The organism is Microbacterium rhizosphaerae (genome assembly GCF_034120055.1).
GTDB lineage: Bacteria > Actinomycetota > Actinomycetes > Actinomycetales > Microbacteriaceae > Microbacterium > Microbacterium rhizosphaerae.
Genome location: NZ_CP139368.1, coordinates 2,633,535 through 2,651,694, shown reverse-complemented (window position 1 = coordinate 2,651,694; position 18,160 = coordinate 2,633,535). Strand labels below are relative to the sequence as shown.

Annotated in this window: 18 protein-coding genes and 1 riboswitch; of the genes, 10 read left to right on the top strand and 8 right to left on the bottom strand. The window is 70.6% G+C overall.

The window, feature by feature from the left end:
- From SM116_RS11965 to SM116_RS11935, 7 genes are all read left to right on the top strand, one after another.
- Positions 1–366 carry a DUF1048 domain-containing protein gene (locus SM116_RS11965; protein ID WP_320941209.1) on the top strand — a complete coding sequence of 122 codons (366 nt, stop codon included), beginning with the start codon at positions 1–3 and terminating at the stop codon, positions 364–366.
- Entirely contained in the window at positions 363–1,187 is an 825-nt protein-coding gene (locus SM116_RS11960) for an ABC transporter ATP-binding protein (protein WP_320941208.1), read from the top strand. The genes SM116_RS11965 and SM116_RS11960 overlap by 4 nt, the downstream gene beginning before the upstream one ends.
- Positions 1,184–1,951 (top strand): ABC transporter permease, encoded by a 768-nt coding sequence (locus SM116_RS11955; protein WP_320941207.1) that lies wholly within the window; start codon positions 1,184–1,186, stop codon positions 1,949–1,951. Before SM116_RS11960 ends, SM116_RS11955 begins: the two co-directional genes overlap by 4 nt.
- Before the next feature lie 125 nt (positions 1,952–2,076).
- Positions 2,077–3,480: a pyridoxal phosphate-dependent decarboxylase family protein gene (locus SM116_RS11950; protein ID WP_320941206.1), complete on the top strand. Its 1,404-nt coding sequence runs from the start codon at positions 2,077–2,079 to the stop codon at positions 3,478–3,480.
- Between the two features lie 10 nt (positions 3,481–3,490).
- On the top strand, positions 3,491–3,613 hold the full coding sequence (locus SM116_RS11945; RefSeq protein ID WP_320941205.1) for a hypothetical protein: 123 nt from the start codon (positions 3,491–3,493) through the stop codon (positions 3,611–3,613).
- A gap of 22 nt (positions 3,614–3,635) precedes the next feature.
- Positions 3,636–4,145: a hypothetical protein gene (locus SM116_RS11940; RefSeq protein WP_320941204.1), complete on the top strand. Its 510-nt coding sequence runs from the start codon at positions 3,636–3,638 to the stop codon at positions 4,143–4,145.
- A 43-nt stretch (positions 4,146–4,188) separates the two neighbouring features.
- Entirely contained in the window at positions 4,189–5,010 is an 822-nt protein-coding gene (locus SM116_RS11935; protein WP_320941203.1) for a DNA-formamidopyrimidine glycosylase family protein, read from the top strand.
- Between the two features lie 7 nt (positions 5,011–5,017).
- On the opposite strand, the gene SM116_RS11930 is transcribed toward SM116_RS11935, so the two are convergent.
- Entirely contained in the window at positions 5,018–5,593 is a 576-nt protein-coding gene (locus tag SM116_RS11930; protein ID WP_320941202.1) for a carboxymuconolactone decarboxylase family protein, read from the bottom strand.
- 62 nt (positions 5,594–5,655) lie between these two features.
- A complete protein-coding gene (locus tag SM116_RS11925) occupies positions 5,656–7,182 on the bottom strand; it encodes an MDR family MFS transporter (RefSeq protein WP_320941201.1) in 1,527 nt (508 codons plus the stop codon).
- Between the two features lie 140 nt (positions 7,183–7,322).
- Here SM116_RS11925 and SM116_RS11920 point away from each other — a divergent pair, with 140 nt between their 5' ends.
- Positions 7,323–7,964, top strand: coding sequence for a DUF1345 domain-containing protein (locus SM116_RS11920; RefSeq protein WP_320941200.1), 642 nt, complete (start codon positions 7,323–7,325; stop codon positions 7,962–7,964).
- Positions 7,965–8,022: 58 nt separating this feature from the next.
- Complete coding sequence (locus SM116_RS11915; RefSeq protein WP_320944163.1) at positions 8,023–9,897, top strand: ABC transporter ATP-binding protein; 1,875 nt, start codon at positions 8,023–8,025, stop codon at positions 9,895–9,897.
- 6 nt (positions 9,898–9,903) lie between these two features.
- On the opposite strand, the gene SM116_RS11910 is transcribed toward SM116_RS11915, so the two are convergent.
- From SM116_RS11910 to SM116_RS11885, 6 genes are read right to left on the bottom strand one after another with little or no spacing between them, the layout of a single operon-like run.
- Positions 9,904–10,836, bottom strand: coding sequence for a glycosyltransferase family 2 protein (locus tag SM116_RS11910; RefSeq protein WP_320941199.1), 933 nt, complete (start codon positions 10,834–10,836; stop codon positions 9,904–9,906).
- Positions 10,837–10,881: 45 nt separating this feature from the next.
- Positions 10,882–12,018, bottom strand: a complete 1,137-nt coding sequence (locus tag SM116_RS11905) for a cysteine desulfurase family protein (RefSeq protein ID WP_320941198.1) — start codon at positions 12,016–12,018, stop codon at positions 10,882–10,884.
- A 1-nt stretch (position 12,019) separates the two neighbouring features.
- Positions 12,020–12,874 (bottom strand): carboxylating nicotinate-nucleotide diphosphorylase, encoded by an 855-nt coding sequence (gene nadC, locus SM116_RS11900; protein ID WP_320944162.1) that lies wholly within the window; start codon positions 12,872–12,874, stop codon positions 12,020–12,022.
- Positions 12,874–14,511, bottom strand: a complete 1,638-nt coding sequence (gene nadB, locus SM116_RS11895) for an L-aspartate oxidase (protein ID WP_320941197.1) — start codon at positions 14,509–14,511, stop codon at positions 12,874–12,876. The genes nadC and nadB overlap by 1 nt, the downstream gene beginning before the upstream one ends.
- Entirely contained in the window at positions 14,508–15,821 is a 1,314-nt protein-coding gene (gene nadA, locus SM116_RS11890) for a quinolinate synthase NadA (protein ID WP_320941196.1), read from the bottom strand. The genes nadB and nadA overlap by 4 nt, the downstream gene beginning before the upstream one ends.
- The gene (locus tag SM116_RS11885; protein ID WP_320941195.1) at positions 15,818–16,576 is read right to left on the bottom strand and encodes an NUDIX hydrolase; all 759 of its coding nucleotides are present in this window, start codon (positions 16,574–16,576) and stop codon (positions 15,818–15,820) included. Before SM116_RS11885 ends, nadA begins: the two co-directional genes overlap by 4 nt.
- Before the next feature lie 91 nt (positions 16,577–16,667).
- On the opposite strand from SM116_RS11885, the gene SM116_RS11880 reads away from it, so the two are divergent.
- The gene (locus SM116_RS11880; RefSeq protein ID WP_320941194.1) at positions 16,668–17,840 is read left to right on the top strand and encodes a MarP family serine protease; all 1,173 of its coding nucleotides are present in this window, start codon (positions 16,668–16,670) and stop codon (positions 17,838–17,840) included.
- Between the two features lie 88 nt (positions 17,841–17,928).
- Positions 17,929–18,017: riboswitch (glycine riboswitch) on the top strand.
- Positions 18,018–18,160 lie beyond the last annotated feature (143 nt).

Here is an 18,160-nt window from a genome sequence, read left to right as displayed (position 1 = left end):
ATGGCGAACTGGATCGAGACCCTGACGGGCTCGCTGGAGCAGAAGAAGCAGTACAAGCAGTACAAGGCGCGTCTCGAGGCGCTGCCGGAGCCCTACGGCTCGGCCGCGAAGGCCGTGCAGCGCTACTTCATGTACGCGGGCGGCATCACCGACGGCGACACGCTCATGCGGATGATGGGCGACCAGGTCGACATGTGGGAGCGCGCGGCGGCCGACGGAACTCCGCTGCGCGAGATCGTCGGCGACGACCCGGTGGCGTTCGCCGACGAGGTCGCCGCCTCGTACGCCGGCAAGCAGTGGATCGACAAGGAGCGCGCCCGCCTCGTGAAGGCGATCGACGATGCAGAGAAGGAGGAACGATCATGACCGCGGATGCCGCGATCCATGTGCAGGGTCTGGAGAAGTCCTACAAGGACCTGCACGTGCTGAAGGGCGTCGACTTCGACGTCGCACGAGGGAGCATCTTCGCCCTCCTCGGGTCGAACGGCGCGGGCAAGACCACGGTCGTCCGCATCCTCTCGACCCTCCTGAAGCCCGATGCCGGCATCGCGTCGATCGCGGGCTTCGACGTCACGGCGCAGGCCCAGAAGGTGCGCGAGACGGTGAGCCTCACGGGCCAGTTCGCCGCTGTGGACGAGGTGCTCACCGGCCGCGAGAACCTCATCCTCATCGCCAAGCTGCGCCACCAGAAGGACCCGGGCGGGATCGCCGACGCGCTCCTGGCCCGATTCTCGCTGACGGATGCCGGTTCCCGCCGGGTCGGGACGTACTCCGGCGGCATGCGCCGCCGCCTCGACATCGCGATGAGTCTCATCGGCAGCCCGTCGGTGATCTTCCTCGACGAGCCGACGACGGGCCTCGACCCGGCTGCGCGCAACGAGGTGTGGGACGCGGTCCGCGAGCTCGCGAGCGGGGGCACCACGGTCCTGCTGACCACGCAGTATCTCGAGGAGGCCGAGCAGCTGGCGAACCAGATCGCGATCCTGCACAAGGGCACGATCATCGTCGACGGCACGCTCGCCGAGCTCAAGCAGCTGCTGCCGCCGGCGAAGGTCGAATACGTCGAGAAGCAGCCGAGCCTCGAGGACGTGTTCTTCGCCCTGACCGGCGAGGAGGACGCGACAGAGCACGAGACCGCCGGCGACCCCGAGAAGGATGCCGCCGCCACAGGGAAGGAAGGACGATGACCGCGCACACCATCGGCGACACCGCCGTGCTCACCGGTCGCTCGCTGCGGCACATCCTGCGCAGCCCCGACACCATCATCACGACCGCCGTGACTCCGATCGCGCTGATGCTGCTGTTCGTCTACGTGTTCAGCGGGGCGATCGACCTGGGCAGCGCCAAGGGGTCGTACATCGACTACATGCTGCCCGGCATCCTGCTCATCACCATCGCCTCGGGCATCGCGTATACGGCGTACCGCCTGTTCATGGATCTGCAGAGCGGCATCTTCGAACGCTTCCACTCGCTGCCGATCGCGCGATCGGGCGTGCTGTGGGCGCAGGTGCTGACCTCGCTCGTCGCCAACCTCGTGTCGGTCGCGATCGTCATCGGCGTGGCGCTCATCATGGGGTTCCGCACCGGAGCGAGCGTCGGCGCCTGGCTGGCCGTCATCGGCATCCTGGTGCTGTTCACGCTGGCGCTCACGTGGCTGGCCGTCATCGCGGGACTGTCCGCGAAGACCGTGGATGGCGCGAGTGCCTTCGCCTACCCACTGATCTTCCTGCCCTTCATCAGCTCGGCGTTCGTGCCGACCGAGAGCATGCCCGGTCCCGTGCGCTGGTTCGCCGAGAACCAGCCGGTGACCTCGATCGTGGACACGACGAGGGCTCTGTTCGCGGGGCAGCCCGTGGGTGGCGACATCTGGGTGGCGCTCGCCTGGTGCGTCGGCATCCTCGTCGTCGGCTATGCCGTGTCGATGTCGCTCTACCGGCGCAAGATCAGCTGACGTCCTCACGTGCCGGCGGCCCGCATCCGATCGAGGATGCGGGCCGCCGTCGTCCTGCGCGTCCGGTCAGGTAGCGCCTGGCATCGCCGCCGTGCCACCATTGCGGTGCCCTAGGAGGAGGAACCATGACCGCAGCAGACAGCGCCCGCATGCACGAGGTGTCGGACGAGACGGCGGCTATCGTCGACCTCGTCCTCGAGTACTCGCGCAACCGCCTCCTCGCGCAGGACACTCCGCTCGACAAGCCCCTTCCGCAGGCCGAACTCGTGCGGCTCGCCGGCCGCACGATCAGCGAGCAGGGGATCGGTGCCCGCAAGGCGCTCGGCATCTTCGAGCACGTCCTCGCGCCGGCGTGCATCTCGATCGACGATCCGGCGTACCTCTCGTTCATCCCGGCCGCTCCCACGAAGGCCGCAGCGGCCTTCGACGTCGTGGTCTCGGCGAGCGTCCTCTACGGCGGCTCGTGGCTCGAAGGCGCCGGCGCCGTGCACGCGGAGAACGAGGTGCTGCGCTGGCTCGCCGCCGAGTTCGGGCTTCCCGAGGGCGCCGGCGGTGTCTTCGTCCAGGGCGGCACGCTCGGCAACCTCTCGGCCCTCGTGGCCGCGCGCGACGCGGCCCGCCGCCGCGGCAGGAGCCCCGAGCGCTTCGCGATGGTCTGCAGCGTCGAGGCGCACTCCTCGAACATCTCCGCGGCCAAGGTGATGGACGTCGACGTCATCGCGGTTCCCGCCGGGGAGGACGGCATCCTGCGCGCCGACGCCGTTCGTGCGGCGCTCGAGGAGCACGGCGACCGCGTCTTCGCCGTCGTCGCCACGGCCGGCTCGACGAACTTCGGCATCGTCGACGACATCGCCGGCATCGCCGCGCTCAAGGACGAGTTCGAGTTCTGGCTGCACGTCGACGGCGCGTACGGGCTCGCGGGGATGCTGTCCCCCCTGACTCGCTCGCTCTTCGCCGGTGTCGAGCGCGCCGACTCGCTCGTCGTGGACCCGCACAAGTGGCTGTTCGCGCCGTTCGATGCGTGTGCGCTCATCTACCGCGACCCTCAGCTGGGGCGCATCGCGCACACGCAGCACGCCGAGTACCTCGACACCCTCACCGAGACAGGGGACTGGAGCCCGTCCGACTTCGCCATCCACCTCACCCGTCGCCCCCGCGGGCTGCCGCTGTGGTTCTCGCTCGCGACATACGGGGCGGGCGTGTACCGGGATGCGGTGAGCCACAGCATCGAGCTGGCCCGGCGGATCGCGGATGAGATCGAGAGTCGACCCGAACTGAGTCTCGTGCGCCAGCCGATGCTGTCGGTCGTCGTGTTCGAGCGGGAGGGCTGGACGAAGGAGGATTACAACCGGTGGTCCGCTCAGCTGCTGGACGAGCAGATCGCCTTCGTGACCCCCAGCTCGCACGCCGGCCGCACCAACGCCCGCTTCGCGATTCTCAACCCGCGGACGACCTTCGAGCGGCTGGTCGAGATCCTCGACACGATGACTGAGCGCCGAGCCGGGCCGAGTCGGACTGAAGGTCGATAGCATGGAGCCCATGACGACTTCGCCCGCCTCCGCCCCGCTGACGCTTCTGACCGTCCCCGACGAGAAGAACCTTCTGGCCGTCGTCGACTCCGCCGGCGCGTGCTGCGGCGGCGACAGCTGCTGCATCGGCTGACCCGGCACTGTTCGCGCCGGCCATGACCGACGAACAGCTCAACATCAGCCCGCGGGTCAACCGCATCCTCACATCCGAGGAGGCCATCTACGGGCTCATCCTCGTCTCGGGGATGATCGTCGCGAGCGCCGCCGCCAACGGCAGCGCGTGGGATGCGTTCATCGCAGTCGTGGTGACCGTGATCGTCTTCTTCGCCGCCCACGTCTACGCAGGCGCCCTCGGGCGGCTCGCCGCGACGAACGGCCACGCCGGCGTCGGCCCGAGCTTCGCCGCCGCGGCCAAGCACTCGAGCGGGATGGTGTATGCCTCGCTGCCGCCGCTGGTCATCCTGCTGCTCGGAGCGAGCCAGGCGATCGACGACACCACCGCCCAATGGGCGGCGCTCATTGTGAACACGGTGCTGCTGGGCGCCCTCGGCTGGATCGCCGTCGCGCGGTGGAGCACGCACTGGGCTCCGCGCATCCTGAGCGCCGTCGTCACGGCCGCGTTCGGGGGCGTCCTCATCCTGCTCAAGGCCGTCGTCACGCACTGACCGGGCCGTCGGCGGTGTCGGGGCACGGTGGCACACTGGAGCCATGCCCGAGTCTCCCGAAGTGCAGGTGCTGGCAGACGACCTCGGCGCCCGGCTCGCCGGCCGGGACTTCCTCGGCGGCGAGCTCGAGGAGTTCCGCGTCCTGAAGACCCGCGCCCGGCCTCTCGCGCAGCTCGAAGGCCACACGGTGACCGGGGTGCGCCGCTACGGCAAGCATGTCGACCTCGCCACCGACGAGGGCCGGGGCCCGCACCTGGTCATCAGCTTCGGCCGCGCGGGCTGGGCCGCATGGGATCCGGTGACAGCGGAGACACCGGCGCCGGTCGTGGCACACCTGGCCTTCGACGGCGCACAGCTGGAGCTCACGGATGCGGGCGAGTGGCTGTCGCTCGGCGTCTCGGTCGTCGACGATCCGATGGAGGTCGGCTCCATCGCCAAGCTCGGCGCCGACCCCCTCGACCCGTCGTACAGCCGACGCGACTTCGACCGCGTCGTCGGCTCGCGGCGCAAGCAGCTGAAGGCTCTCCTGCAGGAGCAGGAGTCGATCGCAGGCATCGGCAACGCCTACTCCGACGAGATCCTGCACACCGCGAAGATCGCCCCCCTCGCGCACGCGGCAGCGCTGTCGGATGACGAGCGCGACCGGCTGTTCGCGGCGGTCGAGTCGGTGATGCGGGATGCGACGGCGGCCCGGCGCGGCATCCCGATCGCAGAGCTCAAGGCCGCCAAGGTCGCCTCGATGCGCGTCCACGGGCGCACCGGCGAGGCGTGCCCGGTCTGCGGCACGACGATCCTCGACATCCCGGGCGGCACGGGCTCGTCGAGCGGCCAGTACTGCCCGTTCTGCCAGGGCGGAGTGGCCTGACGCCCGCTCAGCGCGTGGGTGAGAGCAGGGCGTCGGCGAGCGCGGGGGAGAGTCCCGGCACGTCGTCGAGCGGCACGGCCAGCGCCTGGAGCGTGCGGCTGAAGTAGTTCCGGGCCGCGGCCGCCAGCGTGATGTCGACGATCTGCCTGTCGCTGAAACCGAGATCGCGCAGTTCCCGGCTGTCGGCGTCGGTCATGGATGTGGCATCCGTCGACAGCTTCTCCGCGTACGCCATCACCGCGACATCCGCGGCTGAGAGGTCGGCGTCGCGGTAGTCGACCGCGACCCGCTGCAGCTGCTCCTCGTCCATCGCGTTGGCGCGGAGGGTCTTGCGCCCGTGCGCGAGCAGGCAGTGCTTCGACCGGATGCCGCGCGCTGCTCCCAGCGTCGCGAGCTCATAGGTGCGTATGCCGATCGAGGGCACGATGGCACGGATGAGGGCCTCGAACGCCTCATGCGCCCCGGGGTTGATCGCCATCGCCTTCGTGTGGGCGAACACGAACCCGTCGCTCTCGAGGTCTCCGGCGTACATGTCGGCGACGTGTCCCGTCGCGTCCGACTCGGCTGGGGGGATGACGATCATCGCTGTCTCCTTCGGCTCCGCAGATCACGCTAGGACGCCGGAGCCGAAGGCGACAGAGGCATTCAGTGCGCGGCGAACTCGCCCTCGGCCGGCGCGCCGATCTGGTCCGCCGGCTTTCGGACGAGGAAGGCGCCGACGAGCAGCGGCAGCGACAGGATCGCGGCCGTGAGGAAGGCCGCCTGTGTGCCGGCCGCCTGCGCGGCGACCGAATCCGCGCCCGAGGCGGCGGCAGCCGCGGATGCCGCCGCCATGACACCGAACATGAGGGCGATGCCCGCAGCGCCCGCGACCTGCTGCACGGTGCCGAGGACGGCCGATCCGTACGAGTAGAAACGGGGCTCGAGCGATCCGAGGGATGCCGTGAACAGCGGGGTGAACGACAGCGCCAGCCCGATCGACAGCACGGTCTGCGCCACGGCGATCACCCACACCGGCGTCGCCGGCGTGAACGTCGTGTAGTACCAGAGCATCCCGCTCGTGACCACGGCACCGGGCACGAGCAGGACCCTGGTGCCCCAGCGGTCGTAGATGCGTCCGATGACGGGGCCGGTGAGGCCCATGGCGAGAGCACCCGGCAGCACCACGAGGCCCGTGACGAGCGGCGTGACCTTCAGGACGTCCTGCAGGTAGAGCGGAACGACCGTGATGGCGCCGAAGAACGCCATCGACATGATCGCCATCTGCGCGATCGAGAGCGTGAAGTTCGCGCTCTTGAAGACGCGCAGGTCGAGGAGGGCGTCGTCCTTGCGCTGCAGGATCACCTGGCGCCAGCCGAAGAGGCCGAGCGAGAGGACGCCCACCGCGAGCGACACCACGAGCGTCGTGGTGGATGCGGCGGCGGCCGCCGCGGCATCCGCTCCCGTGCCGCCTGCACCCGCACCCAGCTGGCTGAGCCCGAACACGAGCCCGCCGAAGCCCAGCGCCGACAGGATCACGGACAGCACGTCGATCGGCGCATGCGTCGTCTCGCCCAGGTTGTGGATCCAGCGTGCCCCGACGACGAGCACGACGACCGCGATCGGGAGCACGAGACCGAAGATCCAGCGCCACTCGAAGCTGTTCAGCAGCGCGCCGGCGAGCGTCGGGCCGATCGCCGGGGCCAGCGAGATCACGATGCTGACCCGGCCCATCATGCGGCCGCGGATGGCGGGTGGCACGACGGTCATCAGGGTGGTCATGAGCAACGGCATCATGATCGCGGTGCCCGAGGCCTGGACGACGCGGGCGACCAGCAGCACGGGGAACCCGGGCGCGAGGAACGCGATGAGCGTGCCGAGTGAGAACAGGCCCATCGCGGCGACGAACATCGTGCGCGTCGTGAAGCGGCGGAGCAGGAAGCCGGTGATCGGGATGACGACCGCCATGGTCAGCATGAACGCCGTCGTCAGCCACTGCGCGGCCAGCGCCGTGATGCCGAGGTCGGTGATGAGGTGCGGGATCGCGACGCCCATCGTCGTCTCGTTGAGGATGGCGACGAACGCGGCGGCCAGGAGCAGCCACACCACGCGGCTCTCCTCGGGGCGAAGCCTCGGAGCGGCGGGCGCGGTGGGAAGGCTTCCCGTTCCCGGTGTCGTGTCGGTGGCGGCCATGGGTCGTCCCCTCTGCAGAGTCCTCACACGGTGATGCGGATGCACGCCGCGTGAAAGAGAATGGGCCGCGAAGCGCGGCACGTAGCAACCTAACAGCGGGGTCCGACATCGCATTCCGACTTTCGTGAAACGATTCCGTCATGACCACACCGCCTCTGCGTCACTCCGTGCGGATCCGATTCCTGTTCTCGCTCGCCGTCGGCGTGGGCGCGGGGATCACCGTCGGGACGCAGCTCGGACTGGCCGCGGGACTGCTCATCGGGTGGGCCTTCCTCGCCATCGTGAACGTGACGTGGATCCTCATCTTCGTGTGGAACATGGATGCCGCGCGCACGCGCGACTACGCGATCGCGGAGGACCCGGGACGGGCCGCGGCACGACTGATCGCGCTGGCCGGCTCGGTGACGAGCCTCGCGGCGGTGGTGTTCGTGGTGATCCAGGCGCGTCATGCGTCCGGTGCGGAGTCATTCGAGCTCGCCGGGATCGCCGTGCTCAGCGTCGCGGCATCCTGGATTCTCATCCAGGTGGACTACATGCTCCGCTACGCCCGCGTCTACTACGCGGAGCCGGTCGGCGGCATCTCGTTCAACCAGGACGAGGACCCGATGTACACGGACTTCGCGTACTTCTCCGTCGGGCTCGGGATGACCTATCAGGTTGCGGACACCAACGTGCGGTCGAATGAGATCCGGCGGATCGTCATCGCCCAGACGCTGCTCGCGTACCTGTTCGGAGCCGTCATCCTGGCGACCGTCATCAACCTCGTGACAGGGCTGAGTTGACATCCCGCGCAGCGCGTGACGCACGACTGCATGTGAAGAGCGGAGCTCTCTGATGGCCATGGGACACCCCGGCGGCGGACCGGTCGCCTTCCGCGGAGTGGATGCGCGCGCCCAGCGCGCGGCGAACGCCGCAGCCCCGCAGATCAAGGACCTCGGAAAGCGCGCCGTCGACCTCTTCCGGCCCTACCGGGGCCGCATCGTCCTCACGGCGATGCTCGTCATCGCGGGGGCGGCGATCGCCGTCATCCCGCCGCTCATCGTCCAGCGCGTCTTCGACGACGCCCTGTTCCCGACGACCGGCGGCGGCCCGAACCTGACCCTGCTCTTCCGACTGGTCGCCGCGATGATCGCGCTGTTCCTCATCTCGGCCGGCCTCGGCGTCGTGCAGACGTGGCTGACCTCCACGGTCGGAAACTCCGTGACGGGCGACCTGCGCGTCGGCCTGTTCGACCATCTCCAGTCCATGGAGCTCGGATTCTTCACCCGGACGAAGACGGGGGCCGTGCAGTCCCGTCTCCAGAACGACGTCGGCGCTGTGGCGGACGTCCTCACCAACACCGTGACGAGCATCCTCGGCAACACCGTCACGGTCGTCGCATCCCTCGTGGCCATGATCCTCATCGACTGGCGGCTGACGATCATCGCGGTGATCATCATGCCCGTCCTGGCCATCGTGCAGCGGCGCGTCGGGCAGGTGCGCGCGCGCATCGCCGCGCAGACGCAGGAGTCGCTCTCCGAGCTCACGGCCATCACGCAGGAGACCCTCAGTGTGTCGGGCATCCTGCTGTCGAAGTCGTTCAACCGCCAGCAGGCGGAGGGCGACCGCTACCGCGCCGAGAACCGCAACCAGGTGCGGCTGCAGGTGCGCCGCGCGATGAGCGGCCAGGGATTCTTCGCCCTCGTCGGGGTCATCATGGCGAGCGTCCCCGCGGTGATCTACCTGGTGTCGGGCATCATCCTCGCCAACGGCAACGCGGTCATCACCGCCGGCACGATCGTCGCCTTCACCACGGTGCAGGCACGGCTCCTGCAGCCGCTCATGGGCCTCATGCGGGTCGCGCTCGACCTGCAGACATCGCAGGCGGTGTTCGCCCGCATCTTCGAGTACATGGACCTCGTGCCGGCCATCGCCGACGAACCGGACGCGATCCGCGTCGAGGATGCGCCGGGCCCCGCCGGGAGTGTGGAGTTCCGGGACGTCTCGTTCCGGTATCCGGATGGCGGCGGCTCCCTCCGGCCCACGCTGGACCGGGTCTCCTTCCGTGCCGAGCCGGGCCAGCACGTCGCCTTCGTCGGGCCGAGCGGCGCCGGCAAGACCACGGTGCTGTACCTCACGCCGCGGCTGTACGAGGCGAGCGGCGGAAGCGTCATGTTCGCGGGCGCCGACGTGCGCTCGCTCGTGCATCAGTCGATCATCGACCATGTCGGCATCGTCACCCAGGAGACGTATCTCTTCCACGCGACCATCCGCGAGAACCTGCTCTACGCCAAGCCCGATGCGACGGACGACGAGCTCGTGGCCGCGTGCACGGCGGCCAACATCCACCACGTCATCGCCGGGTTCGCACACGGCTATGACACGGTCGTCGGTGAGCGGGGCTATCGCCTGTCGGGCGGCGAGAAGCAGCGCATCGCGATCGCGCGCGTGCTGCTGAAGGATCCACCGGTCCTGCTGCTCGACGAGGCGACGTCCGCGCTCGACACGGTGTCCGAGCGGGTCGTGCAGGAGGCACTGGATGCCGCGGCCCGAGGCCGCACCACCATCACGGTCGCGCACCGCCTGTCGACCATCGTGGACGCCGACGTCATCCACGTCGTGGACGCGGGGCGCATCGTCGAGTCCGGGACGCACGGCGAGCTGCTCGCCCGCGGCGGCCTGTATTCGGCGCTCGCCGCCGAGCAGCTCGCCGCCTCCCGCATCGAGGGCGCCTGAGCGTCCTCAGCCGAGGGCGACGAGGTCGTCCGCACGCTTGGGCGCACCGGGACGCATCGCGAGGTCGCGCACGAACGCCTCGAGCAGAGCGCGGTACTCCGGGTCCGCGTGCGTCCGTGCGATCTGCAGCAGCGGCGGAAGGTCGAGCCGGAAGATGAGGGAGACGCGGCTGGCGGCCGCCGCATCCAGTCGCCGCTCGTCGAGCACCGCGATGCCGCCGGCGAGCGCATCCAGGTAGTCGCGCAGGATCGGAAGCTCCGCCTTGCGCTGCGTGATCGACGTGCCGTCGGCGCGCTCGCGCCACTCGACGACGATGTCCGGGATGACATCGAACGCCTCGGCCCGCGTGTACAGCCGCTGCGCGACGACCTGGTCCTCGTAGGCGCGTCCCTCGGGGAAGCGCAGGCCGTCCCAGAGTTCGGTGCGCGAGAGCTTCGACCAGGCGACGATGTTGCCGGCGGCGGCCGGGTGGGTCGCGAGGGTCACGCCATGACGCTCGGGATCGGTGGATGCCGACACCCACGGCTGCACCTCGCCGGTGCGGTAGCCGCCGTCGACATCGGGACGCAGCCGCACGTACGCGCCGACGACGAGGTCGCTCCCCGTCGCCGTCACCGTTGCGACGAGCCGCTCGAGCGCCCGCGGACGCAGGATGTCGTCGGCGTCGAGGAAGCCGACGTACGGCGTGTCGACGAGCTCCAGCGCCGCATTGCGGGCGGCGCCGAGCCCACGGGACTCGGCGTGCCGGATGACGCGGATGCGGTCGTCCTCCGCCGCCGCGTTGTCGAAGACCGTGCTCGTGACGTCGGCCGAGCCGTCGTCGACGAGGATCGCCGCCCAGTCCGCGAACGTCTGCGCGCGCAGTGATGCGATCGCCTCTGCGGCGAAGGCGCCGACGTCGCGGCCGGGCACGAGGACGGTGACGACGGGTCGGCTCACGCGCCCGATACTACGGGGAGCCGGAGCAGGGTCGGCCCGCTGCCGTCACATCCCGGCGACGGCGGCGACGGATGCGGCGACCGCGTCGGCCACGTCATCCAGCGAGGTCCGCAGCCCATGCGGGAGGGTGAAGCGCACGGCTGTCTGCGCGACCTCAGGTGCGATCCCGAGCGCGACCAGGACGTGCGACGGCTCGTCGCTGCCCGCGGCGCAGGCCGATCCGCTCGAGGAGACGACCCCGCGGCGCTCGAGCTCCAGCAGCACCGCCTCGCCGCTCGTCCCCTCGAACGTGAAGCCGGCGGTACCGGGGAGGCGGTGCAGCGGGTCGCCGGTCGACCGGGCCGTGGGGACGAGGGCGAGCACCCGCTGGATGAACCGCGTGCAGATCGCGCCCACGGCGGCGGCATCCTCCACCCGCTCCGCCTCGGCGAGCTCGAGCGCCGTCGCGAGCCCGACCGCTCCGGCGACGTCCTCGGTGCCGCTGCGGCGGCCGCGCTCCTGGCCGCCGCCGTGCAGCAGGGGCTCGAGCGGGATCCGGCTGCGCACGGCGAGCATCCCGGTGCCCTTGGGCGCGCCGACCTTGTGGCCGGCGACCGCGAGGGAGTCGGCATCCGTCCCGGCCAGCGGCAGCCAGCCCGCCGCCTGCACGGCGTCGAGATGGAACGGGATGCGCCGCTCCCGCGCGACGGCGGCCAAGGCCGGCGCATCCTGGACCGTGCCGATCTCGTTGTTCGCGTAGCCGAGCGCCATGAGTGCGGTGTCGTCGCGCAGCGCAGCGGCGAGGGCGACGGGGGAGACCGTGCCCGTCCCGTCGACCGGAAGCGCTGTCACGTCGAAGCCGTGGACGCGCCGCAGGTAGTCGACGGACGCGAGGATCGACTCGTGCTCGATCGGCGACGTGACCACATGCCGGGCCCCTCGGTTCAGCGCGGCCGCGATCGAGATGCCCTTCACCGCCAGGTTGTTCGCCTCCGTGCCGCCGGACGTGAAGACGATGTCGCCGGGGCGCATCCCGATGACCCGGGCGACCCGCACGCGCGCATCGGCGAGCGCGGAGGCCGCCTCCTCGCCGACGGTGTGATGGCTCGACGGGTTGCCGAACGTGCGCGTCAGGAACGGCACCATCGCCTCGAGCACCTCGGGGCGGACCGCCGTCGTCGCCGCGTTGTCGAGGTAGAGCACGTCAGTCGCCGATGCGGATGTCGAGGCCGAGGTCGAGAGCCCGCGCCGAGTGGGTCAGCGCGCCCACCGAGATGACGTCGACGCCGGTCTGGGCGATCGCGCGGACCGTGTCGAGGGTCACGCCGCCGGACGCCTCGACCACCGCACGGCCCGCGACCTGCGCCACCCCTGCGCGCAGGTCGTCCAGCGAGAAGTTGTCGAGCATGATCGTGTCGATGCCGGCTGCGAGCACCGGCTCGATCTGGTCGAGCCGGTCCACCTCGACCTCCACGTGGGTCGTGTGCGGCAGCCGATCGAGCGCCGCGCGCAGGGCCGCGGTGAGGTCGGCGCCACCGGACCGGAGGACGGCGAGATGGTTGTCCTTGGCCATGACGGCGTCCGACAGCGAGAAGCGGTGGTTGTGACCGCCGCCGCAGACGACGGCGTGCCGCTCGAATGCGCGCAGGCCGGGTGTGGTCTTGCGCGTGTCGACGATCCGCGCACGGGTCCCGTCGATCTCCGACACGTAGCGGGCGGTCAGGGTCGCGATGCCCGACATGCGCTGCGTGAAGTTCAGGCCGACGCGCTCGGCGGTGAGCACGGCACGAGCAGGGCCCTCGACGACGGCCAGCGTGTCGCCGGCGGTGAAGCTCGCGCCGTCTGCGGTGCGCAGTTCCACGCGGATCGCCCGATCGGTCAGCCGGAACGCAGCCTCGAACACGTCCCCGCCGCTGAACACGCCGTCTTCACGGGCGGCCAGCTCGGCGCGCGCGGTGGCGTCGGCCGGAATCAGCGCTTCGCCGGTCAGATCGCCCCACGGAGCGTCCTCGTCCAGCGCGGCCGCGACCACGCGATCGATGGTCGAGCGGGTGAGCATCAGCATGCTCCGATCGACTCGAGGACGGAGGGGGCGCCCTCCGCCGGGGGGACGTCGTCACTGCGGAAGTGCGCTCCGACGGAGGCCGTGCGAGACAGGGCGGCGGCGACGACATGCTGTGCGACGAGCAGCAGGTTGTCGTCCTCGAGCTCCTCGACCGTGGCGTGGTCTCGCGGTTGCGCGCGCCAGGCGGCGATGCGGGATGCCGCGTGCCGCAGGCCCGCAGCATCCCGCACGAGTCCCGCATCCGCCCACATGAGCTGCTGCAGAGCCGCCCGGGAGAACGCGTCCGACTCGCCCGCGAGCCCGCGCTCGTTTCCCGAACCCCCGCTCGATGCGCGCGGATCGGATGCGGGCTCGGCGATTCGATGTGGGGTCGCGTGAGGGTGAGACGCCTCCCGTGCGATGGCGTCGCCCGCACGGGCGCCGAAGACCGCGCCCTCCAGCAGGGAGTTGGATGCGAGCCGGTTCGCGCCGTGCACACCGGTGCGCGCCACCTCGCCGACGGCGTACAGACCCGGGACGCTCGTGCGCCCCTCCAGGTCGGTGACGACGCCGCCCATGAGGTAGTGCGCGGCCGGTGCCACCGGGATCGGCTCGCGCGTCCAGTCCCAGCCGCGCTCGCGGACCGCTCGATCGATGGTCGGGAATCGGCTCGCGAGCCGCTCGGCGCCGAGGGCGGTCGCATCCAGGAACACGGGACGTCCCTCCTGCAGGGCGATCTGTCGGCCCATCGCCCGGGCGACGACGTCGCGCGGTGCGAGCTCTCCATCCGGGTGGGAGTCGAAGGCGAACCGGCGGCCGGACTCGTCGACCAGCACCGCGCCCTCGCCGCGCACGGCCTCGGACACCAGGAACGGATCGGCGGTGTTCGGGTTCCCCGTGGGGCTTGCGCCCGGGGCGGCGCCAGCCGTTCCTATCAACACCGTCGGATGGAACTGTACGAACTCGAGGTCGCGGACTTCCGCACCGGCGCGGATCGCAGCCGCGATGCCGTCGCCGGTCGCGACCGACGGGTTCGTCGTGGAGGTGTACAGCTGACCGACGCCGCCGGTCGCGAGGACGACCGCGTCCGCATCCATCCGGTGGTGCCGTCCGTCGATCAGCAGCTCGACGCCGACCACCCGCCCGTCGTCGACGACGAGGTCGACGAGGAAGGCGTGCTCGACCACGGCGATCGCAGCCGTGCGCACACGGGCCACGAGTGCCTTCTCGATCGCCAGGCCCGTCGCGTCGCCTCCCGCGTGGACGACCCGCGGATACGAGTGCGCCGCTTCGAGGCCTTTCGCCAGCGTTCCGTCCGCGGCGCGGTCGAACGCGACGCCGAGGTCGATGAGCTCGCGGATGCGCTGGGGGCCCTCCGCGGCGAGCACGCGCACGGCTTCCGGGTCGGCGAGCCCCGCGGCGGCGGTGAGGGTGTCCTCGATGTGGTCCTCGATGCGGTCGTCGTCGAACAGCACCGCGGCGATGCCGCCCTGCGCGTAGCGCGTGTTGGCGTGCTCGAGCTCGTCCTTCGTGACGAGGGTGACGCGGCAGCCGCCGTCCGCCGCGTGCAGTGCGGCGGTGAGGCCGGCGATGCCGCTGCCGACGACGATCACGTCCGGCGATGCGTCCGGACGGCGCCTGGGCGCCGTCATGGCCGGGCCGCCAGCATCCGCTCGAGGGCAACGCGTGCGGGGTCGGCGACGTCCGCCGGCACCGTCACCCGGTTGACCACGGACCCGGCGACGAGCTCCTCCAGCACCCACGCCAGGTAGCCGGGGTGGATGCGGTACATCGTCGAGCAGGGGCAGACGACGGGATCGAGGCAGAAGATCTCGTGCTGCGGGTACTGCGCGGCCAGGCGCTGCACGAGGTTGATCTCGGTGCCGACGGCGAACGTCGTCGGCTCGTCGGCCGCCGCGATCGCCTTGCGGATATAGTCCGTCGATCCGGCTTCGTCCGCCGCATCCACGACCGCCATGGGGCATTCGGGGTGCACGATGACGCGCACGCCCGGGTGCTCGGCGCGGGCCTTGTCGATCTGGTCGACGGTGAACCGGCGGTGCACCGAGCAGAACCCGTGCCACAGGATGACCTTGGCGTCTTCCAGCTCGACCTGCGACGAGCCGCCGAGCGGCTTGTGCGGGTTCCACATCGGCATCTGCTCGAGCGGCACGCCCATGGCCTTCGCGGTGTTGCGGCCGAGGTGCTGGTCAGGGAAGAAGAGGACGCGACGTCCGCGAGCGTAGGCCCACTCCAGCACGGTGCGTGCGTTGGACGACGTGCAGACGATCCCGCCGTGCCGTCCGACGAACCCCTTGATCGCCGCCGATGAGTTCATGTACGTCACGGGGACGACCGGCACGAGCCCCTCCTCGTCCACGGCCTCCATGTCGCCGTAGATCTCAGCGAGCTGCTCCCAGCAGTCCTCGACCTCGTCGATGTCGGCCATGTCGGCCATCGAGCATCCGGCGGCGAGGTTCGGCAGGATGACGGCCTGCTCCGGCTGCGACAGCAGATCGGCGGTCTCGGCCATGAAGTGCACGCCGCAGAAGACGATCGCCTCGGCCTCGGGGTGCTGCTTCGCGAAGCCTGCGAGCTGGAACGAGTCTCCGACGTAGTCGGCGTGCCGCACGACCTCTTCCCGCTGATAGAAGTGGCCGAGGATGACGACCCGTTCGCCGAGCGCGGCCTTGGCGGCGGCGATGCGGGCGTGCAGCTCGTCCTCCGACGCGTCCCGGTACTCCTGCGGCAGGCCTCCCTGGCGGGGTGCGCCGGTCGGGATGACGTCCCCCATGGAGGCGCCGGGGCCGTATCCCGCCCGGATGTCGAAGTCCCACGGACCGGCGGCGAGGTCCGTGTTGCACGTCTCGGCGCTCGATGCGCCGGCGACGATGGCCTGGATGCCGTGGTCGACCGACGGGTCGATCGGGCGGGGCTCCAGAGTGAGCGAGGTGACGGTCATGCGTGGATCCCTTCAGGGGAGGGGGATGCCGGGGACCCGGCGGGAAGGAGCGGTCCGCGTTCGGCCAGTTCGACGTCGCGGTTGTACCGGTAGAGGCGGGCGGGGCGGTGGCTGCCCGTACGGAAGGCGTCGGTGGGGATGAGGGTGCCGGATGCCTCGGCCTGGCGCCGGAAGTTCGCCGGGTCCAGGCGCCGCCCGAGGATCGACTCGTTCACCTCGCGCAGCTCGCCCAGGGTGAAGGCGTCCGGCAGCAGGCCGTGCGCGATGCGGCTGTAGCCCACCTTGTTGCGCAGGCGCCACAGCGCGTAGTCGACGATCTGGTTGTGATCGAAGGCGAGGGGCGGGAGGGATGCCGCGTCGAACCACGAGACGTTCTCCGGAGCGTCCCCGCGCGCGGCGTGCTCGGCGAGCTGCGCGTCGACCTCGTCCGAGCGCAGCAGGGCCCAGTACACGATGGATACGACACGAGTGGGGGAGCGGTCGACGTCGCCGAACGCGTACAGCTGCTCCAGATAGCTCGGGGCGAGACCGGTCGTCTCGGCGAGGGTGCGGGAAGCCGCGGCATCCAGGCCTTCCGTGACGTCCAGCCAGCCGCCCGGGAGCGCCCAGCGGCCCTCGAAGGGATCGCGTGTGCGCCGCACGAGCGGCAGCACGACGGCCGCGCGCTCGGCATGCGGCATCCGGCGCAGGGTGAAGATCACGGTCGACACTGCGACGCGGGTCGCGGCATCCGGTTCAGGCGGTGTTCGTGTCATGGTGACTTTAACTCTCCGAAGCGATCTTAGAGTCATGATGACCAGAACCGCAAATCGGCGTGCTCTCAGGGATCAGACCTAGCGTCGGAGTGTGGACGTCGTCGACATCATCCTGATCGCGGTCCTGATCGGCGCGCTCATCAGCGGACTGACCCGCGGCTTCTTCGCGAGCATCGGCACCCTCATCGGCCTGATCGCGGGCGCCGCGGCGGCGTACTGGCTCGTTCCGCTCCTCGGCAGCGTCATCCCCGCGCCCGGCTGGCGCGCATTCACCACGGTGTTCGCCTCCATCGCGCTCCTCGTCCTCGGCGCCTGGGGCGGCGCCGCCCTCGGGCTGCTCGTGCGTCGCGGCGTCGACCGCACCCCGCTGCGCCCGTTCGAGCGCGTGCTCGGGGGAGCGGCGACCCTGGTGATCGCGGCACTGACGCTGTCGCTCGTCGGCAGCGGCATCGCGGCCGTCGGCATCCCCACCGTGTCGTCCGCGGTGGCATCCTCGCGCGTGCTCACCACCATCGAGAACCTCACTCCCGAGCCGGTCGCGGCCGGCATCGCGCAGCTGCGGGCCGACATGCTCGACGGCGGCCTGCCGAGCTTCGGACTGGCGCTCCCGGGCGTCGCCGCGAGCCCGCAGCCTCCCGTGAACCTCGCCGATCCCGCACTCTCGAGCGCGGCGCGCTCGGTCGCGCGCATCAGCGGCACGGCCTACGCCTGCGGCGTGAGCGTGACCGGCAGTGGGTTCGTCGTCGCCCCGGGACGACTCCTCACGAACGCGCACGTCGTCGCGGGCGTCGACCGCCCCGTCGTCGAGCTGCCCGGGCAGACGGCGCAGGAGGGCCGCGTCGTCTACTTCGACCCGGAGAAGGACCTCGCCGTCGTCGCCGTCCCGGGGCTGAGGGCGGCATCCCTGCGCCTGACTCCGACGCTTCCGGCCGGCTCCTCCGCCGTCGTCGAGGGCTACCCGTACGGCGGACCGTTCACCGTGACCCCCGCCCGCGTCCTGTCGACGGGAAGCGTCTCGGTGCCCGACATCTACAACAAGAAGGATGCCGTCCGCTCGGTCTACGCGCTCCAGGCGCAGGTCAAGCCGGGCAACTCCGGCGGCCCGCTGCTGACCGCGCAGGGCACGGTCGCCGGCCTGGTGTTCGCCCGCGACGAGAACGACTCGTCGCGCGGGTACGCGGAGACGTCGGACCAGATCGCTCCCGTCGTGCGGGAGGCGTCGAGGCTGCAGACGCCGGTGGCCCCCACCCAGTGCGCGGCCTGAAGCCCGGACGTCCGGCGAGCCCCGGATCTGCGTCGTGACGGGGACGCATCCCGCCGCTATGCTTGACGGGCCAACTGAATAAGGCCTCATGACCCTCGCGGGAGAGCCCCGGTATGCCGGGCACCGAAGGAGCAAGCTCCCCGCCAATCTCTCAGGTCCGTGTACCGCGCGGGTCAGGCCGCTCTGAAAAGCGATTTCGAGCGAAGCGAGAAATCGGGTTGAGCGAGGCGCTCCAGCGCCGAGTCGAAACCCCGGTGACCCGATCTCTTCAGGTCCCCACGATCTCCTGCGATGTTCTCTCGGAATCCGCCGACGGTGAA